This window comes from Pedobacter sp. AC190, from assembly GCF_979258025.1.
The window spans coordinates 3,379,223-3,401,716 of record NZ_OZ409824.1; the positions used below are offsets into that span (position 1 = coordinate 3,379,223).

Below are 22,494 nucleotides of genomic sequence, written 5' to 3' on the forward strand. Positions count from 1 at the left end.
AATCAACTAGAATCTGCTTCTATTTAAGGTTTTTTTATCCCGCGAAAGAAATCCCGAAGGTTTAAAAATTTAATAGATTTAAAAAAGATTGAAGTTTAGAGCTTGGTTGAAACGGCCACAGTGGTATTCCTTACATTTTCGTGAAAAAATGGCGGAAATAATGTGTTTTTAGGCTTGACTTTCCAGTCAATAATATTAGCTTTGCACAAAAAAATATTGATACATGAGCGTTTTAGTAAATAAAGATTCTAAGGTTATCGTTCAGGGTTTTACCGGAAACGAAGGAACTTACCACGCAGAACAAATGTTAGCGTATGGTACAAACGTAGTTGGTGGTGTAACGCCTGGCAAAGGTGGGCAATTGCATTTAGATAAGCCTGTTTTTAATACTGTTAAAGATGCTGTTGATAAAACAGGAGCAAATGTATCTATCATTTTCGTTCCACCAGCTTTTGCTGCTGATGCGATTATGGAAGCTGCCGAAGGTGGTATTAAAGTGATTGTTTGTATTACTGAAGGTATCCCAACTAAGGATATGATTCAGGTTAAAGAATATATTTCTGACCGTGATGTTACGCTTATCGGCCCTAATTGCCCAGGTGTAATCACTGCTGATGAGGCTAAAATTGGTATCATGCCAGGTTTTATCTTCAAAAAGGGTCATGTAGGTGTGGTTTCTAAATCAGGAACTTTAACTTACGAAGCGGTAGATCAGGTTGTTAAAGCTGGTTTGGGTATTACTACTGCTATCGGTATCGGTGGCGACCCTATTATTGGTACACCAACTGTTGAAGCGGTTAAATTATTAATGAACGATCCTGAAACTCACGGTATCATCATGATTGGTGAAATTGGTGGTGGAATGGAAGCTGAAGCTGCCCGTTGGATTAAAGAAAACGGTACTAAACCTGTTGTTGGTTTCATCGCTGGTCAAACTGCTCCTGCCGGACGTAGAATGGGCCATGCTGGTGCAATTGTAGGTGGTGCTGATGATACAGCTGCTGCTAAAATGAAAATCATGCGTGAGTGTGGTATTCGTGTAGTAGAAAGCCCTGCTGAAATTGGTGCTGCAATGGCAGAAGAATTAGCAAAATAAGATTTTAAAATTTAGATAAATGAAAGCGTTTCGATTAATTTCGAGACGCTTTTTTTGTTTTTGGGTTTTTGTTACGGAAATACGGAAGACATGGAAATTCGAGGAGATGTTGGTTGTTAAGGAATTAATAAATGGGTGAATATTATTTGCCACGGAACACGGAAAACACGGAAATTTAAAAAGGGGAAAAGAAAATGGAAGAAGAAGAAGTGAAAGGTTTAAAAATTAAAGGGAGTGGAGAAATTTGATTAGATTAGTTAAAATTATCTTTTATGGATTATCAAATAAGACAAGATAATCTTCCCTATAAAAATGAAACTAACTTAATTATTAATGCTGCAATCGAAGTTCATAAAGATTTGGGCTGCGGTTTTCTAGAGATTGTTTACAAAGATGCACTTTGTATTGAGTTGGAAAGTAGGGGCTACCATTATGAACGTGAAAAGCACTATCCCGTTTATTATAAAGATATTTTGTTGCCACATAGTTTCTATGCTGATTTCATGGTTTTCGACTCGGTTATATTGGAAATAAAATCAAAAAATGGAATTGCAAACGAAGATTTAGCCCAAACTATAAATTCTTGAAATGTGCTGATTGTAAAGTTGCTTTAGTATTGAATTTTGGCAAGCCACCACTTGAAATAAGACGCGTTGTTTTCTAGTTGATAATCGATGTGGAATTTGAATGTAGTATTTTCATACCTTTTCCGTGTATTCCGTGTTTCCGTGGCAATTTTCTTTTACTTTCTTGTTTAAGTAAGGTATAGAATGACGATTTATCATTCCTTTGTAAACACTAAACCAAACCGCTAAACCAATAAACCAAAACGAAATCTATAACGTATATTGATGTATGAAAACAATGTTAAATAAACTATTTTTGATTTCTGCTGTTGTTTTAGTCACTGGGCTTTCTGCTTGCGCTCAAAAGCAAGATAAGAAAGTTGTAACGCAATCGCAGGGAACAGAACAGATAATACCAAAAAAGAAAATGAACTGGAATCCATTAACACCCGAAGAAGAAAGAGTAATTGTAAATAAAGGAACTGAATATCCTGGTACAGGTAAATACGAGCATACTACAGATAAAGGTACTTATACTTGCAAACGTTGTAATGCGGCATTGTATCGATCAGAAAGTAAATTTGATGCAAGATGCGGATGGCCAGCTTTTGATGATGAAATTAAAGGTGCTGTAAAGCGTATTCCAGATGCAGATGGTTCTCGTACAGAAATTGTTTGTACTAATTGTGGTGCACACTTAGGTCATGTATTTTTAGGAGAAGGATTTACCAATAAAGACACTCGTCACTGTGTAAATTCTATTTCTATGAACTTCGTGCCTGATAAGAAATAGGTGGATATAGTTGGGTTAGGTAGAGGTGTATGGCAATAAGCTGTACACCTTTTTTGTGCTTTATATTTTAGAACTAATTGATTAGTTTTGTTAATGCCTGATAAAAATTCATCATCATGAAAAAAAATATCCTGTTAGTTTTATTGCTTTTAAATTTTACGATTCATGCACTCGCACAAAGCAATTATAAGCAGTTAATCTCACAAGCGGAAGATTTGTATAAATCGAAAAATTACGTAAAATCTAATGAGATTTATTTGTTGGCTTTTAAAAATAAACAAAAAGATAATAATGATTTTTACAATGCTGCTTGCTCTGCAACACTTGCAGGAGACCAGATCAGTGCTTTTAAATTTTTAGATTTAAGCATAGAAAACGGTTGGGTAGATCTAGCGCATTTTAAAAGTGACCCAGATTTAAGTGCGCTTCATAATAAACCTGAGTGGAATAAACTAATAGCAAAATTGCAGACAAAGATTAATCAAATTGAATCGAATTATAATAAGGATGCAAAAACTAAGTTAGAAGAAGTTTACAAGACTGATCAAGGCATAAGGCAGGAGTTTATTGCTGCTCAAAAAAACAATGGACATGCCAGTTCAAAAGTAGATAGCTTGCGCAAACTCATGGTTTATCACGATAGTTTAAACACCATTACCGTCACTCAAATTTTAGATCAGTATGGTTGGCTTGGTGAAGATAAAGTTGGTGCAAAAGGAAATCTTACTTTATTTTTAGTGATTCAACATGCAAATTTGAAAACTCAACAAAAGTATTTGCCAATGCTGAGAAAAGCAGTTAAAAATGATAAGGCTAGGGCAAGTTCTCTAGCGCTTTTAGAAGATCGTGTTGCGCTTAGAGAAGGTAAAAAACAAATTTATGGTAGCCAGCTAAGTTCAGTCCCTGATCAACCTGATAAATACTATTTATCTCCCTTAATTGATCCAGATAATGTTGATAAAAGAAGAGCTTCAGTAGGTTTGCAACCACTAGCCGACTACGTTAAACAATGGGATATTATTTGGGATATTGAGACCTATAAAAAGATGTTGCCACAGTATGAAGAATGGGAGAGTAGGGTTAAGTGGTAGGTTAATTTATCTAGTAAAATAACGTTCTTTCTATTCCCTTTTTTGCATGGTTTTTCTACAATTTATTGATTATAAACTAAATGCTTATATTTGCAGGCTCGATAAAGAAATTTTAGCCTATGAAGTATTTTCTGTTATTAAGTTTTTGTTTCCTGTTTTTACAAGGTAAAGCACAAAATTCTGATTCATCAAATGAGCCAGATAGTATTAAAAAAACAGTTCTCGCAACTTATTACCACAGAAAATTCGAAGGCCGCCGAACCACTAGCGGCGCAAAATATAGAGCAAAAAAATTAACTGCTGCACACCGCACTTTGCCATTCGGCACATTGATCACAGTAACTAATCCTGATAATGGAAAATCAGTTGTTGTGAAGGTAAATGACAGAGGTCCTTTTTCAAAAAGATTAGCAATTGATTTGTCGGAAAGTGCTGCTAAACAGATCGGTATCTATCGTAAAGGTATAGCAAAAGTAAGGTTGAGTTACACATTAGAGTAATACTCTTTTTAGCTCTATTTTTACGTGCTTTTACCCCCAAAATTTAAGTTATTAACACTTAAATTTGTTTACTAAACCCTTAAAAAGAAATGATTAGCTTTTTTTTCGCTCGAAAATGATATTTGGCTGATGAGTTTCTCCACTGAAATTATGGTAGTGTTAACAACTTTGGTTCACTAAAAATGGCTATCGTATATATATTTGTTTCAACAAAGTTCTTTAACTTCTTGCGCTTAGAAACAAATATAAAAGCTTAGTTTTTAGTAATTTATAAAGATATCCTTCTGATAATAATTTTAAATTTACCTAACTAAAAACTACGTTGTTTGCCAGGCGACGAGGTTAGCACTTTCACTCTAGAGTTTTGATAAAAAACATTACAATCATCATATAAAATTGATGGATGCGTGGTTTTGTCGGCTCTGTTTAAAACGAAGATTAAAAAATATCAGCTTATGGAACAGGAATTATTACTACAAGAAAACAAAGATAGGTTCGTGCTTTTGCCGATTAAATATCCGGCAATTTGGGAAATGTATAAAAAGACCGAAGCTAGTTTCTGGACTGCAGAGGAAATTGACCTTTCTGACGACCAAAAACACTGGGATAATTTAAATGATGGCGAAAGACATTTCATTTCTCATATCCTTGCTTTCTTTTCTGCTAGTGATGGTATTGTTAACGAAAACCTGGCTGTAAACTTCATGAGTGAAGTACAATTGCCAGAAGCTCGTTGTTTCTATGGTTTCCAGATTATGATGGAAAATATCCATGCTGAAACCTATGCTTTATTGATCGATACTTATATTAAAGATCCTGAAGAAAAAGATCGTTTATTCCACGCTATCGATACTGTTCCGGCAGTAAAAAGAAAAGCAGAATGGGCACTTCGTTGGATTGAAAACGGAAGTTTTGCAGAACGTTTAGTAGCATTTGCAGCAGTTGAAGGTATTTTCTTCAGCGGAAGTTTTTGCTCTATCTTTTGGTTGAAAAAACGTGGCTTAATGCCAGGATTAACTTTCAGTAATGAATTAATCTCGAGAGATGAGGGTTCTCACTGTGAATTTGCTTGTTTGTTATACGGCATGTTAAGCAATAAATTAAGTGAAGAACAAGTTCACGGTATTATCAGCGATGCAGTAGAAATCGAAAAAGAATTTATTACCGATGCATTGCCAGTTGCCCTAATTGGTATGAATGCAAAATTAATGAGCCAATATATCGAATTCGTTGCCGATAGATGGTTACAAGAATTGGGTTACAAAAAAATCTACAATGCAACCAATCCATTCGATTTTATGGAAATGATTTCATTACAAGGAAAAACAAATTTCTTCGAGAAACGTGTAGGTGATTATCAAAAAAGTGGTGTTTTAACCTCTGCTGATAACAACAAACAAGCGTTTTCTTTAGACGAAGACTTTTAAGGTTGAGGGTTTAAGGCAAAAGGCTTAAGGTCTTGATACCTCATACTTAATACTAAAATAAACAAGAATTATAAACGCGAAAGGTTAAGTCTTGATACTTGATGTCGCTACTAGATACTAAAAAATAAATCTCATAAATTATGTTCGTACTAAAAAGAGATGGCCGCAAAGAAGCGGTACAATTTGACAAAATCACAGCCCGTATTCAAAAGCTATGTTATAGTTTAAATTCAGACCTTGTAGACCCAATCGATGTTGCCAAAAAGGTAATCGAAGGTTTATATGATGGTGTAACTACATCAGAGTTGGATAACCTTGCGGCAGAAACTGCGGCTTCGTTAACTACAAAACACCCTGATTATGCTTTGTTAGCATCGCGTATTGCGGTTTCTAACTTGCATAAAAACACTACAAAATCATTCTCGGGTACGATGAAAATGTTGTACGAATATTTCGACCCGAAAGCACAGAAAGCGGCACCGCTTATCGCTGATGATGTTTATGAGATTATTGAAAAAAACAAAGATATTTTAGATAGTTCGATCATTTACGATCGTGATTTTGGTTTTGATTACTTCGGTTTCAAAACTTTGGAAAAGTCTTACCTGTTAAAAGTTAACGGTGCAATTGTTGAGCGTCCTCAGCATTTATTTATGCGTGTTTCTGTTGGTATCCACAAAGAAGATATCGAGAGTGCAATTAAAACGTATAACTTAATGAGCGAGCGTTGGTTTACGCATGCTACGCCAACATTGTTCAATGCAGCTACGCCAAAACCTCAAATGTCATCATGTTTCTTGTTAACCATGCAAGACGATAGCATCGAGGGTATTTATGATACGCTAAAACAAACGGCTAAAATTTCACAAAGTGCTGGTGGTATTGGTTTAAGTATCCACAACATCCGCGCAACAGGTTCTTACATCGGTGGTACAAACGGTACAAGTAACGGTATTATTCCAATGTTACGTGTATTTAATGATACGGCTCGTTATGTAGACCAAGGTGGGGGTAAACGTAAAGGTGCTTTCGCAATCTATTTAGAGCCATGGCATGCAGATGTTTTCGAATTCTTAGACTTGCGTAAAAACCACGGTAAAGAAGAAATGCGTGCCCGTGATTTATTTTATGCGCTTTGGATAAACGATTTGTTTATGCAACGTGTTAAAGATAATGGCGAATGGACATTATTTTGCCCACACGAAGCACCAGGTTTAGCAGATTGTTTCGGTAAAGAATTTGAAGAACTTTATGCTAAATACGAAGCTGAAGGTCGTGGTCGTAAAACCATTAAAGCACAAGAACTTTGGTTTGCCATTTTAGATTCGCAAATTGAAACCGGTACACCTTATATGTTGTTTAAAGACGCAGCGAACAGCAAATCTAACCAACAGAATTTAGGTACAATCAAGTCTTCTAACTTATGTACAGAAATTATTGAGTATACCTCTAAAGATGAGGTTGCGGTTTGTAACCTGGCATCATTAGCTTTACCTCGTTTCGTAATCAATGGTGCTTTCGACCACCAAAAATTATACGATGTAACTTATCAGGCTACTTTAAACCTGAATAAAATCATCGACCATAACTATTACCCAGTTCAGGAAGCTGAAAACTCAAACATGCGCCACAGACCAGTTGGTTTAGGCGTGCAAGGTTTGGCTGATGCGTTTATCTTATTACGTTTACCTTTCGAAAGCGATGAAGCAAAACGTTTGAACAAAGATATTTTCGAAACGATTTATTTCGCATCGATGACAGCTTCTCACGATTTAGCTGTGAAAAATGGTCCTTACCAAACGTTTAAAGGTTCGCCATTATCAAAAGGACAGTTCCAGTTTGATTTATGGAATGTAACTCCAGATAGCGGCCGTTGGGATTGGAACGCGTTGCGCAAGAAAGTTGTTAAAGATGGTGTGTACAACTCATTATTGGTTGCGCCAATGCCAACTGCATCTACTTCTCAAATCTTAGGTAACAACGAATGTTTCGAACCATATACTTCAAACATTTACACCCGTCGTGTATTAAGTGGAGAGTTTGTAGTGGTAAACAAACACTTATTGAAAGATTTAGTTGCACTAGGTTTGTGGAATAACGATATGAAAAATCAAATCATATTGGCAAATGGTTCAATCCAAGGTATTGCTGCAATTCCTGATTACATTAAAGAATTATACAAAACCGTTTGGGAGATCAAGATGCGTAACATCATCGATATGGCTGCAGACCGTGGCGCGTATATCTGTCAATCGCAATCGTTAAACTTGTTTGTAAATGCACCAAACACTTCGAAATTAACTTCAATGCATTTCTACGCATGGGAAAAAGGTTTGAAAACTGGTATGTATTACTTACGTACTCAAGCGGCATCTCAAGCAGTTAAATTCACTGTTGAAAACCAAGGTGGTAAAGCTATCGAAGCGGTAATTCCTGCTGAAATGACTCAAGACCAGGTTGCAGAAGAAATTGTTGACGGACCAGTTTGTTCAATGGAAGAAGGCTGTATTAGCTGCTCAGGTTAAAGCCGAGAGATTAAAGTGAAAAGCTTGCCATCATGCTCGTCATTGCGAGGCACGAAGCAATCTTAAAGCAATAAAATAGATAAGGTTTTGGGCAAACGCTCAAAACCTTATTTTTTGTCCTTACTTTTGCTAAATGTCTAACATTCCACATAGCAAACACGAAATCATTCCCTGCGAAAGATGTGGAACGGCTATAGAATGTAAAGCAAATTCTTATACCAAATGCCAGTGTAGCGTGGTGCAACTCAGCATTAATGAAGTTCAATACATTTCTGAATTGTATGATGGTTGTTTGTGCGCAAAATGTCTTTTCGAGTTACAACAAGAGTACAGGGAAGAGATCGGGGTGTAATCTTTCTAGCGAACCGTTGGCTGAAGCTGGGGGGCAATGAAATGATATGTGGCTATTAAATGGGCTGTTCATTGCAGGCTGCTTTAGCTGCCTGAATATTAAAAATTCTAAACTGGCTTTAGCCGAATTTATAAATGTTGCAACCCAAAATAGTAGCAATATCTTTTCTTACCTAAACGGGATAGAAGTGATATCCTTTTTTTGTTGCACTTCGACAGGCTCAGTGTGACAGTAACAAAAAAAGATTTAACGGATAGCCCGACTGACAATGATTTAAATACTGCCTTTGCTTTTCAAAAAAAACAATTACACAATTATGCCGTTCTACTTTTAAACAAAATAGTAACTTTGCAACTTAATTTAGAGTGAAAGAATTTTGAACGGTTGAATGCTTGCAATTCACTCATTCTATTGTTCTTTCATCCAATAATTTTAAGAAATGAAGAAAGTAAAAGTTGGCTTGGTACAAATGAGTTGTACTAAAGATAAGCAGGAAAATTTAGATAAAGCGATTGTAAAAGTAAGAGAAGCGGCCGCAAAAGGTGCACAAATTGTGTGTTTGCAAGAGCTTTTTACTTCATTGTATTTCTGCGATGTGGAAGATTATGCGAATTTCGACTTAGCTGAGGCTATTCCTGGTCCATCTACTGATGCTTTGCAGGTTGTAGCTAAGGAATTGGGGGTTGTAATTATTGCTTCTTTATTTGAGAAACGTGCTGCTGGTATTTACCATAATACAACTGCTGTTTTAGATGCTGATGGCTCTTATTTAGGTAAATACCGCAAAATGCATATTCCTGATGACCCGGCTTTTTACGAGAAATTTTACTTCACACCAGGCGATTTAGGTTATAAGGTTTTCGAAACGAAATTCGCCAAAATCGGTATCTTAATTTGTTGGGACCAATGGTATCCAGAAGCTTCAAGAATTACAGCTTTAATGGGTGCTGATATTATGTTTTATCCAACGGCAATTGGTTGGGATACAACACAGGATGAAGAAACCAACGAGGATCAATATAATGCTTGGCAAACCATTCAACGTTCGCATTCGGTTGCAAATGGCGTTCCAGTAGTGAGTGTAAACCGCGTTGGTTTTGAGCAAGATGGTGCAATGAAATTCTGGGGTGGAAGCTTCGCTACGAATGCGCAAGGTAAATTGCTTTATTTAGCTTCGCATGATCAAGAAGAAACTGAAGTGGTAGAGCTGGATTTAGACCAAAGTGACTTCATGCGTAAGCATTGGCCGTTTTTGAGAGATAGAAGGATTGATTCTTATCAGCCGATTACGAAAAGATATATTGATGAAGATTAAGGCTAAAACTTAAAGTGAAAACCTAATTGAAAATCCATGGTTCGTGTCCTCACGAACCATTCATTTTATAAAACAAAAATTGATGTCAAATTTCCCACCAAAAGAACATTTAAATATTAATCAATTTGATTATTCGCCGAAACAACAACGTTATGCTTTCCCTGCTGAATGGGCGAAGCATGAGGCAACCTGGTTAAGCTGGCCGCACAAGGAAGCGAGCTGGCCAGGGAAAATTGAAACGATTTACAAGCCATATTGCGAATTTATTAAAATTGTTGCCGAAGGCGAAAAAGTTCGCATTAATGTTAAAGATGAAGAAATGAAAGCGTTTGCTGTTGCTGAATTAACAAAAGTTGATGCAGATTTATCGCAAATTGAATTTTATTTTAACGAAACTAACGATGCCTGGTGCCGTGATCACGGACCTGCATTTGTGGTTAAAGGGAACGAAAAGGCGGTAATAGATTGGGGTTACAATGCCTGGGGTGGAAAATATCCTCCTTTTGATTTAGATGATGTGGTACCAACTAAAATTGCGAAGCATTTCGATTTGCCTTTATTTACTCCAGATATTGTGATGGAGGGTGGTTCTGTAGAATTTAATGGAGCTGGTACGGTTTTAACCACGACCGCGTGTTTGTTGAACGAAAATCGCAATCCACATTTAACGAAAGAGCAGATTGAGCAATATTTGCTTGAATATTACGGACAAGAACAGGTTTTGTGGTTGGGCGATGGAATAGTAGGCGATGATACTGATGGTCACATTGATGATATTACACGTTTCGTAAATGAAGACACTGTTTTAACGGTTGTTGAAAGCAATCCTTTGGATGAAAATTATCTTTTGTTACAGGAGAATTTAGAAGCTTTGAAAGCAATGAAGTTAAAAGATGGTCGTTCATTGAATATTGTGGAGTTGCCGATGCCATCACCAGTAATTTTTGATGATACACGTTTACCTGCATCTTATGCTAATTTTTACATCGCAAACGCTGCAGTTGTTGTGCCAATTTTTAATGATGTAAACGACCAAAAAGCTTTAGATATTATTCAAGATTGTTTCCCAGATAGAAAAGTAATTGGGATAAATTCTGTTGATATTATTTGGGGATTGGGAAGTTTTCATTGCTTGAGTCAGCAGGAGCCGGCGGTTTAAGTCGAAAGTCATTAGTCAATTTCGTTTTAAGTATTAACTTTACAACAGTTTAAATTTTTTACACATTATATAAAAGTCCCCTTTAGGGGATTGGGGTTATGAAATTATTAGAAGGAAAAACAGCATTAATTACAGGCGCATCGAAAGGTATTGGTCGTAAAATAGCTGAAAAATTTGTTGAGCAAGGTGCTAACGTCGCTTTTACATACTTATCATCAGTAGAAAAAGGCGAAGCTTTAGAGCAAGAATTACAAAGCTTTGGAACAAAAGTTAAAGGTTACCGTTCTGATGCCTCAAAATTCGACCAGGCAGAGCAATTAATCAATGATATTGTTGCAGAATTTGGAACAATCGACATCGTTGTGAACAACGCAGGTATTACTAAAGATGGTTTATTAATGCGTATGAGTGAAGAAAACTGGGATGATGTTATCAACATTAACCTAAAATCTATCTTCAATGTAACCAAAGCTGCTTCTAAAGTAATGATGAAAGCCCGTAAAGGTGTTTTCATTAACATGAGTTCGGTTGTTGGTGTTACGGGTAATGCTGGACAAGCGAATTACGCCGCATCTAAAGCTGGAATTATCGGTTTTACAAAATCGGTTGCAAAAGAATTAGGTTCAAGAAATATTCGTGCTAACGTAGTTGCTCCAGGTTTTATCCGTACTGAAATGACTGAGGTTTTAGACCCTGCAGTTGTTGCAGGTTGGGAAAAAGATATTCCGTTGAAGCGTGCTGGTGAAACGGAAGATATTGCTAATGTTTGTGTGTTTTTAGCATCAGATATGAGCGCTTACGTTACTGGGCAAACGCTTTCTGTTTGTGGTGGAATGCTGTAATTTAAGCTGAAAGCTTAAAGGCAAAAGATAAAAGTTAACCTGCTAGACAAAAAAGTTTAGCAGGTTTTATTTTACAATATACTTTCCTTTCACTTCCTTAACTTGCTAGTCGCGATTTGCAATCCCATCTTTTTATTATGGATTACAAATCCAAAAGTGATTGATCGAGATTATAAATCTCGACCAGCAAGCAGGCTTAAAGGCCAAAAAAGTTTAGTAGGTTTTATTTTACAAAGTACTTTTCCTTCACGTTCTACTCGTTAGTCGGGATTTGCAATCCCGTCTTTTTAAAAAGTTTAGCAGGTTTTATTTTACAAAGTACTTTTCCTTCACGTTCTTTACTCGTTAGTCGGGATTTGCAATGCCGTCTTTTTAAATATGGATTACAAATCCATAAATGAATTGATCTAGATTATAAATCTCGACCAGCAAGCAGGTTTAAAGACAAAAAAGTTTAGCAGGTTTTATTTTACAACATACTTTCCTTTCACTTCCTTAATATTAGCTAAGTTTTTGTTTTTTTCAAAAGCCAAATACACAGGTTGCAAAGTTTTCCAAAAGCTGACTTGGGCAGGGAATTGAGATGCATATTTCTTCATATTTCCAGCTGTCATGTTGAAAGGATAGATGTTAACAGGTATTTTCTCCTGACCAGAATCTCTAGCTTCAACAGCTAAAACATAAACTTCCTTAATTTTTTCATCTGTAAGTGGAATGCAGCCAACCGTTACACATTTGCCGTGGATATAGATATCGTTACCAGGTTTTCTATCATTTCCAGTTCTGGCTAAATCAACCGAATTTGGATAATTAACACCGAGTGATAAGTGAAAACTACTCATCGGGTTGAAAACATTAATGTAATAAAAACCTTCAGGCGTTTGTCCGTCGCCTTCAATAACTTTCGGGCCTAATGTGCCAGAATGCGCACAGAAATCGTAAGTTCTAAATAGTTTATATTGCTGATCTGAATTGCCTTTCAACCAAACCTCTAACTTTCCTTCAGTTTTGTAGGCGTTAATCAGCATAGAAAAATCGTTACCAAAACCAGCAGCTTTCACAAATTTTTCTAAAGTTCCCCATTTTTCGTTGTAAGCTTTTTCTACTCTTTCGAATGTAATTTGGGTTGTTTTGAAATTGTTTTGGGCACTGGCCATTATACTGAGGGATAATAAAAACGTTAAATAGATTAACTTCATAAAATTTGGTTTGGTTAAAGCTAAATATTTATTTGTAAACCATGCCATGGAAACACCGATTTACACTGAAGAAAACCTTTTTCCGTACTTTCCGTGTTTTCGAGGCAAAATATGTTAATATTAAAATTCAAAAATCTCCGTGGCAAAAGCTTTAGCATCTTTCTTTGCGGTTAAACACAAAATTAGCATCTTTATAAAATATGAATAGCTTTTTTGCTGGTACTTCTATTTTGTATTTTTTAGGCTGCCTTGCTCTGGGTATTTTGTATGCGTGGTTATTGTATCAGGACAATAAAAATCTAGATAAAAAACTACAGTATGGTTTAACAGCAATCAGACTTATTGCTGTCACGGCTATCGCCTGGTTGATATTTGCACCATTAATTAAAACGCTAAACTATACTTTAGATAAAGCTGTCATCATTATCGGGCAAGATAATTCGCTATCTGTTGGTCAGGTTAAAGCACCAGGTTTTAACCAGAACCTTTATGAACAAAATCTAAAAAGTTTACAGGATAAACTTTCGGATAAATATGAAGTTAAAGCTTACAATTTTTCAGATAAAGTAAATGATGGTTTAGATTTTAAAAACCAAGGTAAACTTTCTGATGCATCGTCATTTTTCCAGAAAATAAAAGATGAATATGCCAATAGAAACGTGGGAGCTATTATTTTGGCTACTGATGGTATTTTCAATCATGGCGGTAATCCATTGTATAGCATTAACCAAATCAATACACCAGTTTATACTGTTGCTTTGGGCGATAGCATTCCGAAACGCGATGTTTTAATTTCAAATGTAAACTATAACAACATCGTTTATTTAGATGACGATTTTACGATTGAAGTTCAGGTTCAGGCATTTCAAAGTGATAGAGAAAGCACGGCGTTAACAGTGAATCAAAATGGTGCAAAGGTTCAGCAACAAAGTATTGCCATTAGCGGAAATTCTTTTGTGAAAACCATTCCCGTAAAATTACATGCTGGTAAAGTCGGTATTCAAAAATATACCGTTCAACTTACTGCACTACAAAACGAAATCACAACGAAAAATAATTCACAAACTTTTTATGTGGAAGTGATCGATGGAAGACAAAAAGTATTGCTCGCTGCTGCTGCTCCGCATCCCGATTTAGCGGTTTTGAAAGAAGCCGTTTCACTAAATAAACATTATGAGGCAAAACTTGCTTTAGCGGATGATTTAAATGCAACAGACCCATCCAAGTTTGATTTGATTGTACTGTATCAATTGCCAGATGTTCAGAATATCTCGACTGCATTTTTACAAAAAGTAAAAGCTTTAAAGAAACCCATATGGTATGTTTTGGGTGCACAAAGTAATGTAAATGCTTTCAATCAAATCCAGAACCAAGTTAATTTAGGTGCGGCCAATGGTTCCATTCAAGAAGTTTATCCCGATTTTGCTAATGGTTTTACGAGCTTTAATTTATCCGAAGAAGATAAGAAGCGGTTTTCTACTTTCGACCCATTATTGATGCCTTTTGGTAGGTTAACAGTGAACGCCAGTGCAACACCAATTTTTAACCAACGTATCGGAAAGGTAAGTACCTCACAACCTCTATTATTCTTTATTAATGATAATAGCCAAAAGTCAGGTTATTTAATGGGAGAGGGCTTATGGCGTTGGAAACTTTCTGAAGCTGAAAACGAAAGTGAGCAATCAAGCTTAAATGATTTGATTTCTAAAACCGTACAATATCTTTCAGTAAAAGATGATAAGCGAAGATTTAAGGTGTTTACTTCTAAATCTGCATATGATGAAAATGAATCTATCCAATTCAATGGAACGCTTTACAATGAAAGCTATCAAGCGGTAAATGAACCTGAAGTGAAATTACAGGTTAAAAATGAGGCAGGGAAATATTTCAATTATGTTTTTTCGAAAACAGAAACTGCTTACCAACTCGATGCTGGAACAATGGCTGCAGGAAACTACAGCTATACAGCAAGTACCTCTCTGGGCGGTAAAAAATTCACAGCATCTGGAAGTTTCTATGTAAATGCGTTAATTGCTGAATACCAGCAAACTACTGCCAATCATCAATTGCTTAATACCATTTCAAAACAAAGTAATGGAAAGCTTTTTATGCCAGCTGATTTGCTGAAAATTGCTGATGAGATTCTTAAAAACGAAAATATTAAAACCATTAGCTACGAAGATCGCAAATATGATGAGCTTATTAACATGAAATGGTTATTCGGATTGATTTTAATTCTACTGGCCACAGAATGGTGTTTACGTAAGCGCAATGGAGAATTATAATATTTCTACATCAGAAGTAATTGAAGTTTTAGGAACGATTGCTTTTGCAATTTCGGGCACCTTTACTGCAATGCAACGCAAACTCGACCCATTTGGAGTCTTAATTATTGCTTTTGTAACTGCAATTGGTGGAGGTACGGTTAGAGATTTACTCATTGGCGATACACCTGTTGCCTGGATGCGGGATATGCAAACTTGCTTAATTGTTTTGTTTACTGCCTTGGCAACCATGTTTTTTAAAACGCATGTGCAGAAATTAAAGATTACACTATTCTTGTTTGATAGTATGGGTTTGGGCTTATTTACAATGGTTGGAATATTAAAAGGCATAGCCTTTGGCTTAAATCCTGGTATTTGCATTGCATTGGGAACAATCACGGGTTGTTTCGGAGGAATTATTAGAGACACTTTGCTCAACACCATTCCATTAGTATTTAGAAGAGAAATTTATGCTACCGCTTGTATTTTGGGTGGTTTACTTTACTACTTTTTAATTCAAATAGATGTGGAGAGTGTTGTTGCAAAACTTGCGGTAGTAGCTTTTATTTTTGTTTTGAGGATAGTAACGGTAAGGTTTAAGCTCTCACTTCCGAAATTTGAGTATTAAAATTTTTTGGTTTTTAACTTTATAAATCCTAAAAATCGCATATACTTTACCATTTTTATTTACAATCGAACCTAAAATCTTTCAATCCTTAAAAATCCTGGTTAATCTTTTTTCTCTTCATGGATAATCACAAAAACATCTTCGTTATCCTTTTTCATGAAATACTTTTCGCGAGCGAATTTTTCAGCAGTGTTTAAATTGGTGTTTAATTCGTTTAAATCTTTTTTAACCTGAGCGGTTTCTTTTTCGAAATATTCCTTTTCTTCCTGCAATTTATTCGCCTGGCTACGATATTCGTATTGCGACATCATATCGTTTTTGTCAAAAAATAACATCCAAACAGCAAAGGCCGCTGTTGCAAGAAAGTATTTGTTGCGGAAAAGGTCTATTAAACGTTTCATAATTTTTCTCAAAAAATCGCCATTGCTAGGCACGAAGCAATGACGTAAATGTATAAAAAAACATCCGAAGATTTAAAATCTCCGGATGTTCTGCAAATAAGTTTTTCAACTTTTTAACACCACAAATCCCTAAAGGGGCTAATGGCAGTTCCTTAAGCCCCTTTAGGGGATGTAGGGGTTATTTCTTAGCGTATTTGAATTTCGAACCGATAAAACGAGCGTTCTCGCCTAATTCTTCTTCAATACGTAATAATTGATTGTATTTTGCAATCCTGTCAGAACGAGAAGCTGAACCAGTTTTAATCTGACCACAGTTTAAAGCAACCGCTAAATCAGCAATAGTAACATCTTCAGTTTCGCCAGAACGGTGACTCATTACCGAAGTATAACCGTTGTTTTGAGCTAAGGTTACTGCATTAATCGTTTCAGTTAAAGAACCGATTTGGTTTACTTTTACCAGGATTGAGTTTGCTGTAGCCTCATCAATGCCACGTTGTAAACGCGTAACGTTCGTAACAAATAAATCATCACCTACTAATTGAACACGGTCTCCAACTTTATCAGTTAAGCTTTTCCAACCCGTCCAGTCATTTTCGTCCATACCATCTTCGATAGAGATAATTGGATATTTTGCAGAAAGATCAGCTAAATATTGTGCTTGCTCTTCGCTAGAACGAATTACGCCAGTAGCGCCTTCAAATTTAGTATAATCGTAGTTACCATCTTTGTAAAACTCAGATGAAGCACAATCTAAGGCTAAACAAATTTGAGAACCTGGTTTATAACCAGCAGTTTCAATTGCTTTTAAAACCGTTTCAATTGCATCTTCAGTACCATCAAAAGTTGGAGCGAAACCACCTTCATCACCTACAGCAGTAGATAAACCTCTATCGTGAAGAATTTTCTTTAAGCTATGGAAAACTTCAGTTCCCCAACGTAAAGCCTCAGAGAAAGATGGTGCCCCAACTGGCATAATCATAAATTCCTGGAAAGCGATAGGCGCATCAGAGTGAGAACCACCGTTGATGATATTCATCATTGGGATTGGCAAAGTGTTTGCATTAACGCCACCAATATAACGGTATAAAGGCTGACCAATTTCATCAGCAGCAGCTTTAGCAACAGCTAAAGAAACACCTAAAATTGCGTTAGCACCCAAATTACCTTTGTTTTCAGTACCATCAAGCTCCAACATTAATTTGTCAATTGCGTTTTGCTCAAAAACATCAACACCTCTCAATGCATCAGCAATTTTAGTGTTTACATTTTCTACCGCTTTTAAAACGCCTTTACCTAAATATGTAGATTTATCTCCATCACGTAATTCAACAGCCTCATACTGGCCAGTAGATGCACCGCTTGGTACAGCTGCACGACCAAATGCGCCTGCTTCTGTAACTACTTCAACTTCTACTGTTGGATTGCCTCTTGAATCGAGGATTTGTCTCGCATGGACATTAACAATTATGCTCATTTCTATTTGATTTTTTGTTGATTTTTTAACCCGCTTAGTGTACAAAGTACAATTACTAAGCGTAACATCAAAGTTAATATATTTTTTAAATAAATAAAGCGTTTTCGAGGTTAATGTTACGTTAGTAATTTGGCGTTAATTTTAAATTAATATAGAATTTTTGGAAAGCAATTGTAGTTGCTTTTCGGTTACTGTTGTCCCGCTTTTCGTTGCAATCTTTTTTCAAATTCCGTCATATTGAAGCACAAATTATCTTTTTCATCGGTTGCAGATGCTTCGTTCCTCAGCATGACAGTATATTCTAGCGCAATGCGGTAAAAAAGTATTTCCACTTCAATCGGGTTTAAAGAACTTAAATTTTGCAAGAGAACCCCCCGTGTTTCAGGCATCCATCCAAAGGAGGGGAATTCAGGGTAGCCAAAAATGTAAATCACATAAAACATAAATTGCCAGATAAGGAACTTACCTGATGAGCAAATCACTAAACCAAGTTTCATGATCTAGTAAGCTACCCAAACAACGAAATCGACTTGATAAGATTTAGATGAAAATGCGAATAAAACTTTAACTTTATCATTCCTTATTCAAACCAATCCAAAGTTTTACAGTCTTTATTTAAAATTTACAGTAATACATAAATATGTCTTCAATTGGCCTCCATAAAAAAAGCTTTTTTATACTTTTAATTGCAACAGTTTTATTATCTGTTCAACTGCTATCTGCACAAACTAAAGATTCTACAACAGTTAAAAAAATTAAGCTACTTGATGAATCTCAAATTCCATTATTGGTTACAAAAATCGAGACTTACAACTTTAAAATAGATCGAGACAAATTTCTATTGCAACGAGGTTATGATGTTCGCCGAATCGAAAACGCATTGCCAGATATAACGAAGAAGGTAAAAGGTTTCAAAACCCGCTTCGAAAAAAATGGAGCAAACATGAACCTGAGGAGTCTTAATAGTGCCGTAATTATGCTGGCAGAGGTTTCTGATAATTTACTTAGTTACAAAACAGTTTTAACAGAATACGTAACTCAATTAAATAAAAGTAACAGCGATTTAAAGAAAATGCTGGACGATGCTGGTTTAAAAGCTCAGGTTGCCGATTCGACGCTTAAAACCCAACTTTCAGAAGTTTTAAACGACGGGAAAAAACTTAATATTTCCCAAAAACAAGTTCTTACTAAACTTAACTTATTAAGCAGTCGAATATCTGTTAATCTTTTGCAAACCAAAAACCTATCATCAGATATGGTTTATTTATCAATTTCGAAAAGGATAAATATGTGGTCGCAAGAGGAAGCACCATTGTTTAGCTCTAAACAAAGTCAGTATGATAGCCCCTTTTTTGAAACGGTAATTAAAGCATTAGAACGTTCAGGTAGAATTCTTATTATTTTTTTAGGCGGTAAAATATCTATTGTGGTACTTGGCCTTTTTATCTTTGGCTTATTAACCGCCTGGATGATCTCGAACATGCGGAGAGTTAAAAAGCTTGAGGATAAGGATAGTATTTTAAACCAAGTAAGCTTCTTAAAACGTAGTGTTTTGATTAGTTCAATTTTTGCATTTTTTACATACATTCCGTTTCTTTTCGCCAACCCGACTATGTCGCTCTTGCATACATTTGAGTTACTTCGGCTTGCCGCATTATGTATCTTGATTCCTCCGTTTTTAACTCGAGAAGCAAAGTTGATGTGGTATTCTTTAATTATTATGTGGTGTTTTTACGCACTGGATGATATTTTATTAGACTCATCCTATGGAGAAAGATGGACACTATTTATTGCTGGAATTTTGCTAATCGTTATATGTTTAGGTGTTCTTCGAAATAAAACAAAATTATTTATTCAGTTAGAACCCTCATCAGCAACAAAGGCTTTAATCATCTTTACCATTATTCAGGTAGCATTATCATTATTATTCAACCTTACAGGTAGATTATCGCTTGCAAAAATATTTGGCGTTAGTGCTATTCAATGTTTAATGCTGGGTATTAGTTTAAAAGTTTTTTGTACAATGGTTTTAGAGGCCATTTATTTACAAACGGAAGCATATCAATCGAGTAGGTTTTCCGATTTTATCAATTATAAAGAATTGCAGTTTCGTCTCCAACGTTATTTATGGGTAATTGCTGCATTGGTATTTTTTGTGTCTTTTGTTAGAAATATTACATTATACGATTTACTTACATCATCTACATCTAATTTCTTTAACGAAACAAGAAGCATTGGCAGTTACAAATTCACCTTTGCAAGCATTGCGATTTTTATCTGTATTCTTTGGCTTTCCTCAGTAATTTCAAGTTTCATCAGTTTCTTTTTTGGCCATGAGAAAGCAGTTTCTGGTGGTAAGAGAAGTGGATTAAATTCCATGATGTTACTGATTCGATTGGCTATCTGGACAATCGGTTTCTTTATCGCCGTGGCGGCCGCTGGTATTCCTATTGATAAACTTTCGATAATGCTTGGCGCATTGGGTGTTGGTATTGGTTTTGGTTTACAAAATATTGTAAATAATTTGGTTTCGGGTGTTATCATCGCCTTTGAGCGCCCGATACAAATTGGCGACCAGATCGAAATAGGAACAAAATCGGGTGTAGTTAAAGAAATTGGAGTACGCTCGAGTAAAATTCATAGTGCTGAAGGTTCTGATATTATTGTTCCAAACGGCGATTTATTATCGCAGCATCTGATCAACTGGACCATGCAAGACAGAAGTAAACGCATAGAATTTAACATCAGCGTACCTTATGAAACGGATATAGAGGTTGCCCGTAAAATAATAGGAGATAAATTGGCGAAAAACGAAAGGGTTTTATCATTACCTAAGCCTGTAATTATTATTCAAGATTTTGGCGAATACGCAATTAGTATTAGAACATTGTTATGGGTTGCTGATTTATCAGTTGCTGGCGAAGTTCGTACTGAAGCAATGAACGATGTTAAAACGGTTCTAACCGAAGCGGGAATTAAACTTCAGGTTAGGCCTTTAGGTTAAGCACAAATGCCGCAAGATGATTTAGGCGTTTTAACACGCTGTACGCTCTATCTTTTTGGCTGTGCTTAGACTACGCTCCGCATTACAGCCAAGCCAAAAAGGATGCCGCTTTCATCGTTAACGCAAAATAGCCATAGTCGATATTCGAGTTGCCTAAAACTTATTTCAACTCATCTAAAACCTTAAAAAGTTTTTTGTTGATTCCACTTCCGCTATAATTATTAATGTTAATTACTACCACATACTTATTCCCAGCGCCATCGGTATGATAACCAGCAAAGGCAGAAACATCATTTATAGTACCACTTTTAATTTTCATACCGTTATATTCTGGCAACCCTTTATAAAAATCAGAGAACCAATTTTCTTTTTGAATTTGAAATAAAATACTGGCCATTGCCGATGTGGTTACCCGATCGCCTGGCGAAAGACCGCTGCCATCAATAATGTTTAAAGCCGATTTGTCGATTCCTTTTGCTGCCCAATAATTAATTTCCGTTTCGGCACCTTTTGAGGTGGTTGCTGTTTTCCCAGATTTTAAGGCAATGGTTTTTAGCAATGTTTCTCCATACAAATTAATGCTTTTCTTCAAAAACCAATAAGTAATTTCACTCACAGTTGGTGAGCTTATGGTGCTTATTTTTTGAGTAATTGCTGGAACTACCTGTTTATTCAATTCCATTAACCTTGTGGTTGTAGCTTGTTGATTGGTCGAAATGCCTAATCTTTTCAAAGTATCTTGCAAACGATAAGCACAATCAAAAGCAGGGTCGGGCAACGCTACAGAAATTCCTGTTTTGCTAATTCCCATGCCCCAACTGCCCCGTAAATATGCCACGTTTGAGTATGGAGGAAGAAACGCATAACTTCTATCGCCACTTCCTGAACTGCCTGTTTTTAATTCATTTACAATTTGAATATATGGTGTTTCAGGAACGGTTTTAATGATTTTAACTTCATCAGCTGTACTTGTTCCGGGTTTTAAATAAATATCGAATTGATTTTCCCTCCATGCTAAACCCGAAGTTCCAGCACCGTAATAATTACCAATATCTTGCCAAACCCAACCCTCTGGAGTGGTTTGCGTTCCAAAAATACGATCATCGCCAATAATGGTACCATCAATCTTTTTAATGCCAGCTGCTTTTATTGCGGCAACCCATTGTGTTAAAACTGCATTTTCTTTGTTTTGGTAACGTGGAGAACCCAAAGTTGGATCACCACTACCAGCGATGATTAAATTTCCTTTTAAAGTTCCATCAGGCGTAATATTTCCAGTATAAGCTAATGTAGTTTGAAACTGAAAATCTTTACCTAAAATACTGAATGCTGTTGCTGCAGTTATCGTTTTTAAAGTTGATGCTGTAGCCAAGCCAATCTGCTCGTTCTTGGCAAACAGAACTTTTCCTGTATTGGCATCCAAAACACAAAGTGAGGTAATGGCGTGTTTTGCCTGTTCATCAGCCAGTAAATTATTAAATGCTTTTTCGAGGTTTTGAATTCTGTTTTGAGCACCAACGATGTTGCCTGCAAGAATCGATATGAAAAGCAAAGGTATTTTTAAACGCATAGATTTATCTTTTGATGATGAACAAATATAAAATTATTTGAAAACCCTGACCAATAATAATGGATTGTAACTATTTTTATTTGGAAAGCAAAACCTGTGGGTTTCATGTTTATGTAGCCCCGCCTTTTGCCAAATCCTGATGGAAAGATCAGGATACCGCTGCCAGTCGGGTTTAATTTATGTAGTTTCGAGCTACTATCTTAGCCATTTAAACCCGATCAAAGCGAGATGCCGATTTTTTCTATCGGCAGAAGCGGGAGCGGGGCTGATATTACCTAAAAGCTACTG

General features: G+C 36.0%; 19 protein-coding genes. 14 read left to right on the forward strand and 5 right to left on the reverse strand.

All coding sequences use genetic code 11. The features are described from left to right. The first annotated feature begins 223 nt into the window (after positions 1-223). The 11 genes from sucD (at position 224) to fabG (ending at position 11,666) form a co-directional block, all read left to right on the forward strand. On the forward strand, positions 224-1,096 hold the full coding sequence (sucD, locus tag ACZZZI_RS14930; RefSeq protein WP_290240883.1) for a succinate--CoA ligase subunit alpha: 873 nt from the start codon (positions 224-226) through the stop codon (positions 1,094-1,096). Positions 1,097-1,368: 272 nt separating this feature from the next. Beyond that, positions 1,369-1,683 carry a GxxExxY protein gene (locus ACZZZI_RS14935; RefSeq protein WP_463489877.1) on the forward strand — a complete coding sequence of 105 codons (315 nt, stop codon included), beginning with the start codon at positions 1,369-1,371 and terminating at the stop codon, positions 1,681-1,683. 268 nt (positions 1,684-1,951) lie between these two features. After that, positions 1,952-2,455 (forward strand): methionine-R-sulfoxide reductase, encoded by a 504-nt coding sequence (locus tag ACZZZI_RS14940; RefSeq protein WP_463489878.1) that lies wholly within the window; start codon positions 1,952-1,954, stop codon positions 2,453-2,455. A gap of 116 nt (positions 2,456-2,571) precedes the next feature. Beyond that, positions 2,572-3,546 (forward strand): DUF6624 domain-containing protein, encoded by a 975-nt coding sequence (locus ACZZZI_RS14945; RefSeq protein WP_463489879.1) that lies wholly within the window; start codon positions 2,572-2,574, stop codon positions 3,544-3,546. Between the two features lie 119 nt (positions 3,547-3,665). Beyond that, the gene (locus ACZZZI_RS14950) at positions 3,666-4,046 is read left to right on the forward strand and encodes a septal ring lytic transglycosylase RlpA family protein (RefSeq protein ID WP_316756653.1); all 381 of its coding nucleotides are present in this window, start codon (positions 3,666-3,668) and stop codon (positions 4,044-4,046) included. 455 nt (positions 4,047-4,501) lie between these two features. Then, entirely contained in the window at positions 4,502-5,473 is a 972-nt protein-coding gene (locus ACZZZI_RS14955; RefSeq protein WP_109931222.1) for a ribonucleoside-diphosphate reductase small subunit, read from the forward strand. A 140-nt stretch (positions 5,474-5,613) separates the two neighbouring features. Continuing rightward, positions 5,614-7,998, forward strand: a complete 2,385-nt coding sequence (locus tag ACZZZI_RS14960; protein ID WP_316756658.1) for a ribonucleoside-diphosphate reductase subunit alpha — start codon at positions 5,614-5,616, stop codon at positions 7,996-7,998. Positions 7,999-8,131: 133 nt separating this feature from the next. Beyond that, on the forward strand, positions 8,132-8,350 hold the full coding sequence (locus ACZZZI_RS14965; protein WP_316756661.1) for a cysteine-rich CWC family protein: 219 nt from the start codon (positions 8,132-8,134) through the stop codon (positions 8,348-8,350). Between the two features lie 439 nt (positions 8,351-8,789). Further along, the gene (locus tag ACZZZI_RS14970; RefSeq protein WP_424057087.1) at positions 8,790-9,665 is read left to right on the forward strand and encodes a carbon-nitrogen hydrolase; all 876 of its coding nucleotides are present in this window, start codon (positions 8,790-8,792) and stop codon (positions 9,663-9,665) included. A gap of 82 nt (positions 9,666-9,747) precedes the next feature. Then, positions 9,748-10,824 carry an agmatine deiminase family protein gene (locus ACZZZI_RS14975; protein WP_463489880.1) on the forward strand — a complete coding sequence of 359 codons (1,077 nt, stop codon included), beginning with the start codon at positions 9,748-9,750 and terminating at the stop codon, positions 10,822-10,824. Positions 10,825-10,922: 98 nt separating this feature from the next. After that, entirely contained in the window at positions 10,923-11,666 is a 744-nt protein-coding gene (fabG, locus tag ACZZZI_RS14980) for a 3-oxoacyl-[acyl-carrier-protein] reductase (RefSeq protein ID WP_463489881.1), read from the forward strand. 464 nt (positions 11,667-12,130) lie between these two features. Here fabG and ACZZZI_RS14985 read toward each other — a convergent pair whose 3' ends face one another. Beyond that, the gene (locus ACZZZI_RS14985; RefSeq protein WP_463489882.1) at positions 12,131-12,865 is read right to left on the reverse strand and encodes a L,D-transpeptidase family protein; all 735 of its coding nucleotides are present in this window, start codon (positions 12,863-12,865) and stop codon (positions 12,131-12,133) included. Positions 12,866-13,065: 200 nt separating this feature from the next. Here ACZZZI_RS14985 and ACZZZI_RS14990 point away from each other — a divergent pair, with 200 nt between their 5' ends. Both ACZZZI_RS14990 and ACZZZI_RS14995 read left to right on the forward strand, forming a co-directional pair. Continuing rightward, positions 13,066-15,150: a hypothetical protein gene (locus ACZZZI_RS14990; RefSeq protein WP_463489883.1), complete on the forward strand. Its 2,085-nt coding sequence runs from the start codon at positions 13,066-13,068 to the stop codon at positions 15,148-15,150. After that, entirely contained in the window at positions 15,137-15,757 is a 621-nt protein-coding gene (locus tag ACZZZI_RS14995) for a trimeric intracellular cation channel family protein (protein WP_316756673.1), read from the forward strand. The genes ACZZZI_RS14990 and ACZZZI_RS14995 overlap by 14 nt, the downstream gene beginning before the upstream one ends. A gap of 101 nt (positions 15,758-15,858) precedes the next feature. On the opposite strand, the gene ACZZZI_RS15000 is transcribed toward ACZZZI_RS14995, so the two are convergent. The 3 genes from ACZZZI_RS15000 to ACZZZI_RS15010 all read right to left on the reverse strand — a co-directional run bounded on the left by ACZZZI_RS15000 (position 15,859) and on the right by ACZZZI_RS15010 (position 18,129). Continuing rightward, positions 15,859-16,158, reverse strand: coding sequence for an FtsB family cell division protein (locus ACZZZI_RS15000; protein ID WP_010599472.1), 300 nt, complete (start codon positions 16,156-16,158; stop codon positions 15,859-15,861). A gap of 178 nt (positions 16,159-16,336) precedes the next feature. Next, the gene (gene eno / locus ACZZZI_RS15005; RefSeq protein ID WP_463489884.1) at positions 16,337-17,632 is read right to left on the reverse strand and encodes a phosphopyruvate hydratase; all 1,296 of its coding nucleotides are present in this window, start codon (positions 17,630-17,632) and stop codon (positions 16,337-16,339) included. A gap of 188 nt (positions 17,633-17,820) precedes the next feature. After that, on the reverse strand, positions 17,821-18,129 hold the full coding sequence (locus ACZZZI_RS15010) for a hypothetical protein (protein WP_463489885.1): 309 nt from the start codon (positions 18,127-18,129) through the stop codon (positions 17,821-17,823). Between the two features lie 143 nt (positions 18,130-18,272). Between ACZZZI_RS15010 and ACZZZI_RS15015 the strand changes: the two genes are divergently transcribed. Then, positions 18,273-20,636, forward strand: coding sequence for a mechanosensitive ion channel family protein (locus ACZZZI_RS15015; RefSeq protein WP_463489886.1), 2,364 nt, complete (start codon positions 18,273-18,275; stop codon positions 20,634-20,636). Between the two features lie 160 nt (positions 20,637-20,796). Here ACZZZI_RS15015 and dacB read toward each other — a convergent pair whose 3' ends face one another. Then, positions 20,797-22,206 carry a D-alanyl-D-alanine carboxypeptidase/D-alanyl-D-alanine endopeptidase gene (dacB, locus tag ACZZZI_RS15020; RefSeq protein WP_424059507.1) on the reverse strand — a complete coding sequence of 470 codons (1,410 nt, stop codon included), beginning with the start codon at positions 22,204-22,206 and terminating at the stop codon, positions 20,797-20,799. Positions 22,207-22,494: the final 288 nt, after the last annotated feature.

What these genes read in the sequence shown, in the direction of transcription:
- sucD (WP_290240883.1), top strand. Translation starts at nt 224, where the DNA reads ATGAGCGTTTTAGTAAATAAAGATTCTAAGGTTATCGTTCAGGGTTTT.
- ACZZZI_RS14935 (WP_463489877.1), top strand. Translation starts at nt 1,369, where the DNA reads ATGGATTATCAAATAAGACAAGATAATCTTCCCTATAAAAATGAAACT.
- ACZZZI_RS14940 (WP_463489878.1), top strand. Translation starts at nt 1,952, where the DNA reads ATGAAAACAATGTTAAATAAACTATTTTTGATTTCTGCTGTTGTTTTA.
- ACZZZI_RS14945 (WP_463489879.1), top strand. Translation starts at nt 2,572, where the DNA reads ATGAAAAAAAATATCCTGTTAGTTTTATTGCTTTTAAATTTTACGATT.
- ACZZZI_RS14950 (WP_316756653.1), top strand. Translation starts at nt 3,666, where the DNA reads ATGAAGTATTTTCTGTTATTAAGTTTTTGTTTCCTGTTTTTACAAGGT.
- ACZZZI_RS14955 (WP_109931222.1), top strand. Translation starts at nt 4,502, where the DNA reads ATGGAACAGGAATTATTACTACAAGAAAACAAAGATAGGTTCGTGCTT.
- ACZZZI_RS14960 (WP_316756658.1), top strand. Translation starts at nt 5,614, where the DNA reads ATGTTCGTACTAAAAAGAGATGGCCGCAAAGAAGCGGTACAATTTGAC.
- ACZZZI_RS14965 (WP_316756661.1), top strand. Translation starts at nt 8,132, where the DNA reads ATGTCTAACATTCCACATAGCAAACACGAAATCATTCCCTGCGAAAGA.
- ACZZZI_RS14970 (WP_424057087.1), top strand. Translation starts at nt 8,790, where the DNA reads ATGAAGAAAGTAAAAGTTGGCTTGGTACAAATGAGTTGTACTAAAGAT.
- ACZZZI_RS14975 (WP_463489880.1), top strand. Translation starts at nt 9,748, where the DNA reads ATGTCAAATTTCCCACCAAAAGAACATTTAAATATTAATCAATTTGAT.
- fabG (WP_463489881.1), top strand. Translation starts at nt 10,923, where the DNA reads ATGAAATTATTAGAAGGAAAAACAGCATTAATTACAGGCGCATCGAAA.
- ACZZZI_RS14985 (WP_463489882.1), bottom strand. Translation starts at nt 12,865, where the DNA reads ATGAAGTTAATCTATTTAACGTTTTTATTATCCCTCAGTATAATGGCC.
- ACZZZI_RS14990 (WP_463489883.1), top strand. Translation starts at nt 13,066, where the DNA reads ATGAATAGCTTTTTTGCTGGTACTTCTATTTTGTATTTTTTAGGCTGC.
- ACZZZI_RS14995 (WP_316756673.1), top strand. Translation starts at nt 15,137, where the DNA reads ATGGAGAATTATAATATTTCTACATCAGAAGTAATTGAAGTTTTAGGA.
- ACZZZI_RS15000 (WP_010599472.1), bottom strand. Translation starts at nt 16,158, where the DNA reads ATGAAACGTTTAATAGACCTTTTCCGCAACAAATACTTTCTTGCAACA.
- eno (WP_463489884.1), bottom strand. Translation starts at nt 17,632, where the DNA reads ATGAGCATAATTGTTAATGTCCATGCGAGACAAATCCTCGATTCAAGA.
- ACZZZI_RS15010 (WP_463489885.1), bottom strand. Translation starts at nt 18,129, where the DNA reads ATGAAACTTGGTTTAGTGATTTGCTCATCAGGTAAGTTCCTTATCTGG.
- ACZZZI_RS15015 (WP_463489886.1), top strand. Translation starts at nt 18,273, where the DNA reads ATGTCTTCAATTGGCCTCCATAAAAAAAGCTTTTTTATACTTTTAATT.
- dacB (WP_424059507.1), bottom strand. Translation starts at nt 22,206, where the DNA reads ATGCGTTTAAAAATACCTTTGCTTTTCATATCGATTCTTGCAGGCAAC.